Consider the following 12,257-nt stretch of genomic DNA (forward strand, 5'->3'; position numbering starts at 1 on the left):
CCGCGCCGCAGGCGCCGCAGGCGCCGCAAGCGCCGCAAGCGCCGCAAGCGCCGCCCGAGGGTGCACTTGTTTTCTCCGAGGGTGTATCCGTTTCCCCCGAAGGTGCATCGCCGGTCGCGCTGCGGCGCGGGCTGCCGCGGATGCCGGGCGGGGAGCCGTGGCCGCCGGCTCTACGGGCTGCGGGGGCTGGCGCCCCGGCATCCGCTCAGTCGCGCCAAACGGCGGGTGCGACGCTTACGCACCCGCAAGACGCCGCGATCGAAGCCTCCGGCGATGCCGCGTCCTCCGCTCAGAACCGCCGAACCGTGGGTGCCGCGGCCACTCACCCGCACAACGCCGCTACCGAAGCGGCGGGCGCCGAACTGCGTCGGGGCCTTCCGCGCCTCGCGGGGGGAGACCCGTGGCCGCCCGCCGGCACCGCCTCCACTGCTACGAATGCACCTTCGGCTCAAACGAGTGCACCTTCGGCTCAAACGAGTGCACCTTCGGCTCAAACGAGTGCACCCTCGGCTCAAACGAGCGCACCCTCGGGGGTTGTGGCGGAGGGGCCGCGGGCGCCGCTGCCGTTCACGCGTACGGTGTGGCCGGGGCGGGCGGCGACGCACCGTCCGCAGGCCGCGCCCGAGCCGAAGCGTTACGGGCCCTTCACGAAGGGGCAGTGGGCGGGTGCGGTCATCGTCGGCGGTGCGGGGCTGCTCTTCGCCGCGGGCATGGCGGTCGTGCTCGTCCGCTGGTTCCTGAGCCTTTCGTTCATGCAGGACTTCCTGGTGACCTACCCCGGCGAGTACCACCTGCCCGAGGGTGCCCCTGTCGGCATCCCGGCGTGGCTCGGGTGGCAGCATTTCTTCAACGTGTTCCTGATGGTGCTGATCATCCGGACGGGCCTCACGATCCGCGCCGAGAAGCGGCCCGCCGTCTTCTGGACGCCGCGGCGCGACAAGAAGGGGAAAGTCAGCCTCACGATCTGGTTCCACCAGTCTCTCGACCTGCTCTGGATCGTCAACGGCGCGGTGTTCGTCGTCCTGCTGTTCGCGACCGGGCAGTGGATGCGGATCGTTCCGACGAGCTGGGAAGTCTTCCCCAACGCGCTGTCAGCGGCCCTGCAGTACGTCTCTCTCGACTGGCCGACCGAGAACGGCTGGGTGAACTACAACGCGCTGCAGCAGATCGCGTACTTCTCCACGGTGTTCCTCGCCGCGCCCCTCGCAATCGCGACGGGATTCCGCATGAGCGGCCTGTGGCCGAAGCAGAATGCGAAGCTCAGCGCCGCGTACCCCATCGAGTGGGCGCGCAAGGTGCACTTCCCCGTGATGCTCTACTTCGTCGTGTTCATCATCATCCACGTGGCGCTCGTCCTGGCGACCGGGGCCCTCCGGAACCTCAACCACATGTATGCCGCGCAGGGCTCGGTCGACGGTGTCGCCTATGCCGACAACTGGACGGGGTTCTGGATGTTCGTGGCATCCCTCGCGGTCATCGCCGGCGGGTGGATCGCGGCGCGTCCGCTGGTGCTCGCGCCGATCGCGCGGTTGTTCGGCACGGTCAGCGGCCGTTGAGGACGTCTCAACTCCGCAGAATGTGACGTACTCCGCAGCGGAATCCCTTCCTGCTGCGGAGTACGTGCGATTCTGCGGAGTACAGCGCGTCAGCGAACGAAGCGGACTTCGGTCAGCGTCTCGCCGAGGAACGGCTCGGTGTGGGTCGCCCCGTCGAGGGTGAAGCCGTTGCGCGTGTAGAAGCGGTGCGCACGGGGGTTGTCGTCGGCGACCCAGAGGTAGACGGGCTCGTCCTTCTCGACGGCGGCATCGAACAGGCGCTGCCCCGTGCCCGTGCCGTGGAACGCGTCGAGCAGGTAGATGAAGTACAGCTCGCGCCCCCGCAGGGCGTCGCGGTCGCGCGCGGGACCCGACCCGACGAAGCCGACGATCTCGCCGTCGGACAGCGCGGCGAACATCTTGAACTCCGGGCCCTGCGCGGCCCAGTGGGTCCAGAGCTCGGCGAGGCGCTTGGGCGAGACGTTCTCGAGGGCCGCCTTGCTGATCAGGTGGTCGTAGGTCTCATGCCAGCAGGTGGCGTGCACGCGCCCCAGGGCCTCGGCATCCACGTCGCGAACGGGACGGACGACGATGTCGGTCTTCAGCTCGGCTTCCATGGCCAGACTCTACGTCCGGCCCGCGCGCACGCCAAATCGGCTAGTCTCCGGCGAGTGAATGTGTGGTGGCGGACTCTCCTGACGATCTGGCGCGCGAAGACCCTGCTGCGTCGCCGCGGCCCGATCGCGCCCCACTCCGTCGGGCGGGTGCGGCTCACGACCCTCCCCACCGACATCGATCTGCTCATGCACATGAACAACGGGCGCTACGCGTCGCTGTTCGATCTGGGGCGCTTCGACCTGCTCATCCGCACAGGAATCTGGGACGCGATGAATGCGCGCGACTGGTACGCCGTCGTCGCGAGCGAGTCGGTCACCTTCCGCAAGTCGCTCGAGTTGTGGCAGCGCTTCACGGTCGAATCCCGCATCCTCGGACACGACGACAAGGCCGTCTACCAGATCCACCGTGCGGTCGTCGGGGGCGAGGTCTACGCAGAGATGATCGTGCGCGCCCGGTTCCTGCGTAAGAGCGGCGGCGTCGTCAACACCGACGAACTCTTCGCCGCGCTCGGCCGCCCCGACGACACGCCTCCGCTGCCCGACTGGATCAGCGACTGGGCCGCGGGCTCCGCCCTCCCCTCCACGAAGGCTCCCGCGCCGAGCGTCTGGGAGTAGCCGACCGCCGAGCCCGCCGTCAGCTCCGGGCGGCGAAAGCCTCCTCGATCGCCTCCTGCACGAGCTGGATGCCGAGTCGACCAGCGCTCGCGCGGCGGGTCGCGGTGAAGATCTCGCGTGCGGGATCACCCGGCAGCGCTCCGAGCGCCAGAGGCGAACGCGTGCCGACGAACAGGAGGTCGGGCAGCATCCCCACGGCGCGTCCCGCGGCGATGAGGGCGACGTGCGCGCCGAGGTCGGCGAGTTCGAAACGCACCTCGGGCTCGAACCCTGCAGCGCGGCATTGCTGCACAGCCCAGTCCCGCGCCGCCGTACCTGCGGGCTCCATGACCCATGGATGCCCCGCGAGTGCGGCGAGCGGTGCGCGGTCACCGATCCGTGCGGCGGTCCCGCGCGCGGTCGCGAGCCGCATGGGGTCGCTGCCCAGCACATGCCTCTCGAGGTCGGGCCGGTGCGCGCGCGTGAGGCCCGGATACTGTTCGGCGATTGCGAGATCGAAGCCACGCGCCGACAGCTCGAAGAGGCCTTCCTCGGGGGGAACCTCGGACAACTCGACCCGCAGAGCGGGGGCGCGCTCGGCGAGGAGCGTGAGCGCGGCGGGGATGATCGTGCGCGCCGCCGTCTGGAGAACGGCGACGCGCACGGGCGCGATGCCCGGTTGCAGCAGTTCGAGGTCTGCGCGGATCTTCTCGTCGGCGTCGAGAGCGCGCGCGGCGTGCTCGGCGAGCGCCGCTCCGTGCGCGGTCAGCCGCACGCGACGTCCGTCGGGTGCGAGGAGCGCGACGCCGGCCTCGCGCTCGAGCAACGCGAGCTGCTGCGAGATCGTCGAGGGGCTGTAGGAGAGCGCGTCGGCGACGGCGGCGAGCGTACCCCGGAGTGCCAGCTCGTGGAGCAGGCGGAGGCGGCGCAGTTCGAACATTGACCCTCTTCGAAACGTTGGTGAGAACGAACAATACTGGTTATAAAAGGTCGCTTTTGTCGAACTGTACGCGTGCTGCATCCTGAACGCATGACGACAGTGCAGTCTGGGACCGTGACCCCACACGACGCCGCCCCCGACCTCGCCGATCAGGCCGTCGCGCTCGCGCAGCGCTGGGTCACCGAGTCGGCGGACGCGCCGGTGAACCCCGCCGCGGAGCGACTCGCCGGGGTGCTCAAGGATCCGAACGGTCTGCCCTTCACGATCGGCTTCGTCGACGGCGTCATGCGCCCCGAGTCGCTCGCCGCCGCGGCATCCAACCTGCAGCGCGTCGCTCCGCTCGTCCCCGACTTCCTGCCGTGGTATCTTCGCGCCGCCGTCCGCACGGGCGGTGCCGTCGCGCCGGTGCTGCCGGCCCCCGTCGTGCCGATCGCCCGCCGCGTGCTCCGCGAGATGGTCGGGCACCTCGTCGTCGACGCCCGACCCGACAAGCTCGGCCCCGCGCTCGCCACGATCCGCGAGTCGGGTGCGCGACTGAACCTCAACCTCCTCGGCGAGGCGGTGCTCGGCGAGAAGGAAGCGCGCCGCCGCCTCGACGGCATCCACGACCTCGTCCGGCGGAGCGACGTCGACTACGTCTCGGTCAAGGTCTCGGCGATCGTGAGCCACATCTCGATGTGGGCCTTCGACGAGACGGTGGATGCCGTCGTCGAACGCCTGCTCCCGCTTTACCTGACCGCGGCGTCGGACGGCACCTTCCTCAACCTCGACATGGAGGAGTACCGCGACCTCGACCTCACGATCGCGGTCTTCACCCGCATCCTCGAAGACCCGCGCCTCACGGGCCTCGAGGCGGGCATCGTGCTGCAGGCGTACCTCCCCGACGCCCTGCCTGCGCTCCGCCGGCTCACGGCATGGGCACAGGAGCGCGTCGACGCGGGCGGCGCCCGCATCAAGGTGCGCCTCGTGAAGGGCGCGAACCTCGCGATGGAACACGTGGATGCCGTGATGCACGGCTGGGAGCAGGCGACGCACGCGTCCAAGCTCGACTCGGATGCCTCCTATCTGCGCTGCCTCGACGAAGCGCTGCGGCCCGAGCACACCCGCGCGGTGCGTCTCGGCGTCGCCGGACACAACCTCTTCGACATCGCCTACGCGTGGCTGCTCGCGGGGGAGCGCGGCGTGCGGGAGGCGATCGAGTTCGAGATGCTGCTCGGTATGGCCCAGGGGCAGGTCGATGCGGTCGCGCGCGAGGTCGGGCACGTTCTGCTGTACGTTCCGGTCGTGCGGCCCGACGAGTTCGACGTCGCGATCAGCTACCTCGTTCGGCGCCTCGAGGAGAACGCGTCGAGTGACAACTTCCTCTCCGCTGTGTTCGAGCTCGGGACGGATGAGGCGATGTTCGCGCGGGAGCGCGACCGCTTCCTCGCCTCCGTCGCGCGTGCCCACGACCCGTCGCTGCCGGCGGAGCCGAACCGCCGCCAGGACCGCACCGCCGTGCCCGAGGCTGCTGCGCCCGCCCTCACCCGCCCCGGCGCCGAAGACGGCGACCTCACGCAGGCGGTTCTGTCGATCGCGCGCGCGGCCGCGCGCGGCGAGGACGAGGACGACGCCGACGAGCCCGCCGGCTTCGGTGACGACTGGGTGGAGACCGCGGTGTTCTCGGCGCGCGAATCCGGAGCCGTGGCATCCGGCGCCGTCGGCTTCGCCAACGCACCCGACAGCGACCCCGCTCTTCCCGCGAACCGGGCGTGGTCCGCCCGGATCCTCGCGCGCGTCGAGACCTCGACGGCGGGCGATGAGACGATCGCCGCGGCGCGGGTCGACAGCGAGGAATCGCTCGAGGAGGTCGTGCAGAGCGTGCGCCACGCCGCCGAGGGGTGGGGTGCGCGCCCCGCCGCCGAGCGCAGCGCCGTCCTCCAGGCCGTCGCCCGCGCGCTGGAGAGTCGTCGCGGTGAGCTCATCGAGGTCGCCGCGTCCGAGACGGGCAAAGTCTTCGCCGAAGCCGACGTCGAGGTGAGCGAGGCGGTCGACTTCGCCTCCTACTACGCCGCGACGGCGAAGGAACTCGACCGCGTGCCCGGCGCCGTCTTCGTTCCCGCCCGCCTCACGGTCGTCACGCCACCGTGGAACTTCCCCATCGCGATCCCCGCCGGCGGCGTGCTGGCTGCTCTCGCGGCGGGCTCGGGCGTCGTGTTCAAGCCGGCGCCGCCGGCGCGACGCTGCGCCGCCGTGGTCGCCGAGGCGGTCTGGGAGGCGCTGGATGCCGCCGGCATCCCGCGCGACGTCCTCGCCCTCGTCGACATCGACGAGGGCGAGCTCGGGCGCCAGCTCATCGCCCACGAGAGGGTCGACCGCGTCATCCTCACCGGCTCGTGGGAGACGGCGGCGCTCTTCCGCTCGTGGCGCCCCGACTTGCCGCTCCTCGCCGAGACGAGCGGCAAGAACGCGATGATCGTCATGCCGTCGGCCGATCTCGACCTCGCGGCATCCGACCTCGTCAAGAGCGCCTTCGGGCATGCGGGCCAGAAGTGTTCGGCGGCGTCGCTCGCGATCCTCGTCGGGCCTGTCGCGCGCTCCGCGCGCTTCGCGCGGCAGCTGGTGGATGCCACCGAGTCGCTGCGCGTCGGCCCGCCCTCCGACCCGCGCAGCGAGGTCGGCCCCGTCATCGAGCCGCCGCAGGGCAAGCTCGCGTGGGCGCTCACGACGCTCGATGAGGGCGAGCAATGGCTCGTCGAGCCGCGCCTCGTCGACGGCGCGCCCGCCGAGTACTCCGAGCGGCTGTGGCGCCCCGGCATCCGCACGGGGGTGAGGCCCGGCTCGCGCATGCACCTCGAGGAGTTCTTCGGCCCCGTCATGGGTGTGATGCACGCGTCGTCGCTCGCGGAGGCGATCGACCTGCAGAACGCAGTCGCGTACGGACTGACGGCGGGGCTTTACACGCAGGACCCGGCCGACCTCGAACTCTGGCTCGATGAGGTGCAGGCGGGCAACCTCTACGTCAACCGCGGCATCACGGGGGCGATCGTGCAGCGCCAGCCGTTCGGCGGATGGAAGCGCTCCTCGGTGGGCGCGGGGACCAAGGCGGGCGGCCCGAACTACCTGATCGGCCTCGGTTCGTGGCGGGCGACGTCGGGCGGGGCGCCGTCATCGACGCTGCACCTGCGTGGGCTCGACACCCGCATCACCGACCTCATCGAGGCGGCGCAGCCCTCACTCGATTACGAAGGGTTCGAGTGGCTGCGCCGCGGCGCGCTGTCGGATGCCGTCATGTGGGACCGCGAGTTCGGTCGCGTGCGCGACGTGTCGCGGCTCGGGGTGGAGCGGAATCTCTTCCGGTACCGATCCGTGCCGGTCGCGGTGCGGGCCACGGCCGATGCCACATGGCAGTCCGTCCTGCGCGTGGTTGTCGCGGGTGTGCGTGCGGGCGGACAGTTCAGCCTGAGCGCTCCCGTCGGCCTCCCCGGCCCGGTGCGACGCGCGCTCGGAGAACTCGACGCGCCGGTCTTCGTCGAGACCGACGACGAGTGGATCGCCCGCGTGCGCCACGAGCGCAGCGCGGGGGGCACCGGTCGCGTGCGCGTCGTCGGGCGTGCGGGTGCGCCCGCGACGTCCGAGGCGCTGCAGGAGGCGCTCGCCGCCGCGACCGGGGGCGACCCCGACCTCGCGCTGTACGCCCACGAGGTCACGACCGCCGGTCGCCTCGAGCTGCTGCCCTTCCTGCACGAGCAGTCCGTGTCGATCACGGCGCATCGCTTCGGCAACCCGGATCGGTGGAGCGAGGCGGTCATCTGACGCCTGCGGGTTGATGGATGCGGTGCAGCAAGACGCCGATAGAAGAAAGAACTTATCTTTCTGGCGTGGGCGTCCGACGGGAGTCAGCATGTGAGTGGCGCATCTGGGGAGCGCCGATGGCGACAGTTGGACGACCGCATCGCGGAGTCCCTGATCCGCTGTCGTTTGACACACCGGGGGGAGTGTCGCTCTGGGGTTGGGGGTTCTCGGCTCCAGAGCTCCCGCCCGCCCGCCGTCAGCCTGCGGTGCGAGCCGCCCCCGCCCCGACGGGCGTCATGAACTCGTTCACCAGGGCTCGGACCCCTAACGCGAACAGCGTCCACTCGCCTGTGGGGACCTCTTCGCCGTCCGTGCAGGTGTATCGCGGGTGCTCCAGCCCTTCCAGGGCGCGGATGGCGAAGCCCTCGCCCATCGCCGCCATTGCCTCGGTGAAGTCGGCGATCGTCAGGGGCGTTTTCATCCGCAGCCCGTACGCCTCCATCAGATACGCGTAGAACTCCGCGAACGCGGCGATGGATTCGCGGTGGCGTTCGTTGGCGGCATCCCGGAGCTCCGGCCACGTCCGCGCCGTCGTGCGCAGAGCGAGCGAGATGAGGAACTGCTGGGCGTCGAGGGCGGTCGCGGGGTCGTCTGCGTCCGCGTCGGCGAACGTGGTGCGCACGTGCGCGTCCGCCGCGGCGCGGATCACGTCGTTGCCGGGGGCGCCGGCTGCGATGAGGTCGTCGACCGCTGCCCGCACGTAGTCCGTCGGACCGCTCAGGCGCAGCTGCACCATCGCCACGGCGAGATCGCGCTGGTAGTCCTCCTGGTCACCCCAGAGCCGGTAGGCGGCGCCGGTCGTGAGGCCCACCCGGCGCAGCACCTCTTGCAGGCGTATGTGCTGGACCCCTGCCGACACGCCGCGTTCGAGCAGCATCTGCATCCCCACCCGCAGCAGCAGTGCGCGGGTCTCGTCTCCCGAACGACGCCCCATACAGAAGAAACTTACTCTCCGGAGCTCAGCGCGGGGGAGGTCGCGTCTGACAGAATGGATGCCGCGCGCCCGCCCCGAGGACATGAGGAGCGAGATGGCCACTGATCGACAGGCTGAGCCCGCACCGCAGCGCATTCAGCAGCACCGACGCTATCTGATGTGCCGGCCGGACCATTTCACGGTGAGCTACACGATCAACCCGTGGATGGAGCCGCGCAACCCCACCGACACGGCCAAGGCCGTCGCGCAGTGGCAGACGCTCTACGACACGTACGTCGCGCTCGGGCACGACGTCGAGCTCATTGACCCCGTCCCGGGCCTGCCCGACATGGTCTACACCGCCAATGGCGGGTTCGTCATCGACGGCACGGCGCTCGGAGTGCGCTTCCGCGTCGACGAGCGCCGAGGCGAGGAGCGGCCCTTCATGGACTGGTTCGCCCGCCGCGGCTTCGACGTGGTGGAGCCGGTCGCGGTACAGGAGGGCGAGGGCGACTTCCTGCTCGTGGGCGACGTGATCCTCGCGGGCACGGGATTCCGATCCGTCGGCGACAGCCACCGCGAAGTCGCCGAGGTCTTCGGGCGAGAGGTCGTGTCGCTGCGCCTCATCGATCCGCGCTTCTACCACCTCGACACGGCGATCTCGGTTCTCGATCCCGTCGAAGGGGCGGGCGGCGCCGAGAAGGCGAACATCGCGTACCTGCCGACGGCGTTCGACGACGCGTCGCGTCGCGTTCTCGCCGAGCGCTACCCCCACGCCATTCAGGTGTCCGACGCGGATGGCGCCGTGTTCGGCCTCAATTCCGCATCCGACGGCTACAACGTCTTCATCTCGCCGCGCGCGAACGGTTTCGAGGCCCAACTGCGCGCGCGCGGCTACAACCCCGTTCTCGTCGACCTGTCCGAGCTGCTGCTCGGCGGCGGCGGCATCAAGTGCTGCACACTCGAACTGCGAGGAAAGCGATGACCCCGATCACCGACGCGCTCACGGACACCCTCATCGCGGCAGAGAACGCGCACCTCGCGCGCAACTACCACCCGCTGCCCGTCGTCGTCGCGCACGGCGAGGGGGCGTGGGTCACGGACGTCGAAGGCAAGCGCTACCTCGACCTCCTGTCGGCATACTCCGCGCTCAACTTCGGTCACCGGCATCCCGCCCTCATCGCCGCGGCGACGGCGCAGCTCGGGCGCGTGACGCTCACGAGTCGGGCGTTCCATAACGACCAGCTCGGGCCGTTCGCCACGGCGCTCGCGGAGCTGTGCGGCAAGGACATGGTGCTGCCCATGAACACGGGCGCCGAAGCCGTCGAGACGGGCATCAAGGTGGCGCGGGCCTGGGCGTATCGCGTCAAGGGCGTGCCGGAGGGACAGGCGACGATCGTCGTCGCCGACGGCAACTTCCACGGTCGCACGACGACGATCGTGGGCTTCAGCGACGACCCGCAGGCGCGGGACGGGTTCGGCCCCTTCGCGCCCGGCTTCGTCTCGGTGCCGTACGGGGATGCCGAGGCCCTCGCCCTAGCGATCGACGAGAACACGGCGGCCGTCCTCGTCGAGCCGATCCAGGGTGAGGCGGGCGTCGTGATCCCGCCGGAGGGGTACCTGCGCCGCATCCGCGAGATCTGCGACGAGCGGAACGTACTCTTCATCGCCGACGAGATCCAGTCGGGACTCGCGCGCGTCGGCACGACGTTCGCGTGCGACCGCGAGGACGTGGTCCCCGACGTGTACCTGCTCGGCAAGGCGCTCGGCGGCGGCATCGTGCCGCTCTCGGCGGTCGTCGCGAACGCCGACATTCTCGGGGTCATCCGATCCGGCGAGCACGGATCCACCTTCGGCGGCAACCCGCTCGCGTGCGCCGTCGGGCGTCAGGTCGTCGACATGCTCGCGTCGGGCGAGTTCCAGACTCGCGCGCACGCCCTCGGGGAGCACCTCGAGGCGGCGCTGCAGGCTCTCGTGGGCGCCGGCGTCACCGGCATCCGCGTCGCGGGCCTCTGGGCGGGCGTCGACATCGATCCGGCGGTCGGCACGGGTCGCGAGATCGCCGAGAAGCTCCTCGCCCGCGGCGTGCTCGTGAAAGACACGCACGGGCAGACGATCCGCATCGCTCCGCCGCTCGTCGTCCGCGCGACGGAACTGGACTGGGCCGTCGAGCAGTTGCGGCTCGTGCTCGCGGGCTGAGCGCGGCGCGATCAGCCGACCTCGACCCGCACCTCGTGCCAGCCGGTCGCGCCGTCGGGCACGACGCCCGTGACTGTGCCGGTCTGCGTCTCTCCCGTCGCCGAGGCCGCGCGGCAGCGGATCGTGTGGATGCCGGTCGTCGCCCGCCATGCCAGCGACCACTGCACCCAGGTGTCGCCTGAGACCGCGGACGCGAGAGCAGCCGTCTGCCAGGGGCCGTCGTCGACCTGCACCTCGACCCCCGCGACACCGACGTGCTGCTGCCAGGCGACGCCCGCGATGACGGTGTCACCGGCATCCACACGCGTTCCCGCGCGGGGGACGTCGATGCGCGATTGCAGCTTGACCGGACCGAGCGGCGACCAGCCTCGGTCGGTCCAGTACGCCGTGCGATCCGCGAAGCGCGTCACCTCGAGATCGACGACCCACTTGGTCGCCGAAACGTAGCCGTACAGTCCTGGCACGACCATCCGCACCGGGAAGCCGTGTTCGGCGGGGAGGGGCTCGCCGTTCATGCCGACCGCGAGGATCGCCGCTCGGTCGTCGGTGAGCGCTTCGAGAGGGGTGGATGCCGTGAACCCGTCGATCGACGTCGAGAGCACCATGTCCGCCTCCGCGGCCGGCTCCGCGCGGGCGAGGAGCTCTCTGATCGGGCAGCCGAGCCACACCGCGTTCGAGATGAGATCGCCGCCGACCTCGTTCGATACGCACGCGAGGGTCGCGACGCTCTCTTCGAGCGGGAGCGCGAGCAGTTCGTCCCACGTGAGCGTCACCTCCTGCGCGACGAGGCCGTGGATGCGCAGCCGCCATTCGGAGGGGTCGATCTGGGGCACGACCAGCGCGGTGTCGATGCGGTAGAAGCGATCGTTCGGCGTCACGTACGCGGCGAGACCGGGAAGACCCAGTTCCGCGGCGGCGGGCACCGTGACGGGAGCGACGGGCTGCGGCAGGCGGATCGCGCTGCGCACGGCGGATGCCGCCTGACTGCCCGCGCGCACGAGCCCCCCGCCGACGAGCGCGAGCGCTCCGGCGACGGTCGCGACGCCGGACCAGACGAGGAACGTCCGGCGGTCGGCGCCACTCGCGGCATCCGCCCCGGTCCCGTCATCCGTGCCGGTGGCGCCGCGCGCACGTCGCGCGAGAGCGCCGAGGGCTACCGCAGCTGCGACGCCCGCGACCACCGAAGGGAGCGCCCACAGGATGGATGCCTGGGCGCGCGTGACGGCGGCCGCGACGCCGATCGCGCCGAGGGCGAGGGCGAGGATGCGACCCCACGGCGGTCGCCGCAGTTCGAGCCATCCGGCGGCGCAGGCGACCGCGCACAGGACGATCGCGATCCCCGTGAGGAGGGCAGCCTTGTCGTTCGTGCCGAAGAGGGAGATCGCGGCGTCTTTGGCCCAGCCCGGGGCGGCGTCGATCAGGGCGCCTCCGATCGAGGCGACGGGGCTCGACGATGGCGTGACGGCGAGTGCCGTGAGCTCGCCGAGGCCCGCTCCGAGCATCACCGCCGCGACGCCTGCGAGGGCTCCCAGCCTCGCCGGTGCGGTGCGTGCATCGGTGTCCACGTGCGGAGCTTAGAGCCGCCGGGTGAGCGTCCGGTGTGAACCTCGCGGTGCCGAGGCATC

At 71.0% G+C, this 12,257-nt stretch carries 9 protein-coding genes; 5 read left to right on the plus strand and 4 right to left on the minus strand.

All coding sequences use genetic code 11. The features are described from left to right. Window positions 1-536 precede the first annotated feature (536 nt). Window positions 537-1,556, plus strand: a complete 1,020-nt coding sequence (locus WFI52_RS10410) for a cytochrome b/b6 domain-containing protein (protein ID WP_336626375.1) — start codon at window positions 537-539, stop codon at window positions 1,554-1,556. Between the two features lie 89 nt (window positions 1,557-1,645). On the opposite strand, the gene WFI52_RS10415 is transcribed toward WFI52_RS10410, so the two are convergent. Beyond that, the gene (locus tag WFI52_RS10415; RefSeq protein ID WP_336626374.1) at window positions 1,646-2,152 is read right to left on the minus strand and encodes a GNAT family N-acetyltransferase; all 507 of its coding nucleotides are present in this window, start codon (window positions 2,150-2,152) and stop codon (window positions 1,646-1,648) included. Between the two features lie 54 nt (window positions 2,153-2,206). On the opposite strand from WFI52_RS10415, the gene WFI52_RS10420 reads away from it, so the two are divergent. Next, window positions 2,207-2,767, plus strand: coding sequence for an acyl-CoA thioesterase (locus WFI52_RS10420; RefSeq protein WP_336626373.1), 561 nt, complete (start codon window positions 2,207-2,209; stop codon window positions 2,765-2,767). A 19-nt stretch (window positions 2,768-2,786) separates the two neighbouring features. Here WFI52_RS10420 and WFI52_RS10425 read toward each other — a convergent pair whose 3' ends face one another. Further along, complete coding sequence (locus tag WFI52_RS10425) at window positions 2,787-3,686, minus strand: LysR family transcriptional regulator (RefSeq protein ID WP_336626372.1); 900 nt, start codon at window positions 3,684-3,686, stop codon at window positions 2,787-2,789. Window positions 3,687-3,776: 90 nt separating this feature from the next. Between WFI52_RS10425 and WFI52_RS10430 the strand changes: the two genes are divergently transcribed. Next, window positions 3,777-7,481 carry a proline dehydrogenase family protein gene (locus tag WFI52_RS10430; RefSeq protein ID WP_442927743.1) on the plus strand — a complete coding sequence of 1,235 codons (3,705 nt, stop codon included), beginning with the start codon at window positions 3,777-3,779 and terminating at the stop codon, window positions 7,479-7,481. 235 nt (window positions 7,482-7,716) lie between these two features. Here WFI52_RS10430 and WFI52_RS10435 read toward each other — a convergent pair whose 3' ends face one another. Then, complete coding sequence (locus tag WFI52_RS10435; RefSeq protein WP_336626370.1) at window positions 7,717-8,454, minus strand: hypothetical protein; 738 nt, start codon at window positions 8,452-8,454, stop codon at window positions 7,717-7,719. 94 nt (window positions 8,455-8,548) lie between these two features. Here WFI52_RS10435 and ddaH point away from each other — a divergent pair, with 94 nt between their 5' ends. Beyond that, window positions 8,549-9,418, plus strand: a complete 870-nt coding sequence (gene ddaH / locus WFI52_RS10440; RefSeq protein WP_336626369.1) for a dimethylargininase — start codon at window positions 8,549-8,551, stop codon at window positions 9,416-9,418. Continuing rightward, complete coding sequence (gene rocD / locus WFI52_RS10445) at window positions 9,415-10,632, plus strand: ornithine--oxo-acid transaminase (protein WP_336626368.1); 1,218 nt, start codon at window positions 9,415-9,417, stop codon at window positions 10,630-10,632. The genes ddaH and rocD overlap by 4 nt, the downstream gene beginning before the upstream one ends. A gap of 11 nt (window positions 10,633-10,643) precedes the next feature. Here rocD and WFI52_RS10450 read toward each other — a convergent pair whose 3' ends face one another. Further along, a complete protein-coding gene (locus tag WFI52_RS10450; protein ID WP_336626511.1) occupies window positions 10,644-12,134 on the minus strand; it encodes a molybdopterin-dependent oxidoreductase in 1,491 nt (496 codons plus the stop codon). Between the last annotated feature and the right edge of the window lie 123 nt (window positions 12,135-12,257).

The organism is Microbacterium sp. MMO-20, assembly GCF_037147735.1.
In the GTDB taxonomy this organism is placed as follows: domain Bacteria; phylum Actinomycetota; class Actinomycetes; order Actinomycetales; family Microbacteriaceae; genus Microbacterium.

Excerpts from the sequence above, each read along its gene's own strand:
- WFI52_RS10415 (WP_336626374.1), bottom strand. The coding sequence starts at position 2,152 with ATGGAAGCCGAGCTGAAGACCGACATCGTCGTCCGTCCCGTTCGCGAC.
- WFI52_RS10425 (WP_336626372.1), bottom strand. The coding sequence starts at position 3,686 with ATGTTCGAACTGCGCCGCCTCCGCCTGCTCCACGAGCTGGCACTCCGG.
- WFI52_RS10430 (WP_442927743.1), top strand. The coding sequence starts at position 3,777 with ATGACGACAGTGCAGTCTGGGACCGTGACCCCACACGACGCCGCCCCC.
- WFI52_RS10435 (WP_336626370.1), bottom strand. The coding sequence starts at position 8,454 with ATGGGGCGTCGTTCGGGAGACGAGACCCGCGCACTGCTGCTGCGGGTG.
- ddaH (WP_336626369.1), top strand. The coding sequence starts at position 8,549 with ATGGCCACTGATCGACAGGCTGAGCCCGCACCGCAGCGCATTCAGCAG.
- rocD (WP_336626368.1), top strand. The coding sequence starts at position 9,415 with ATGACCCCGATCACCGACGCGCTCACGGACACCCTCATCGCGGCAGAG.
- WFI52_RS10450 (WP_336626511.1), bottom strand. The coding sequence starts at position 12,134 with ATGCTCGGAGCGGGCCTCGGCGAGCTCACGGCACTCGCCGTCACGCCA.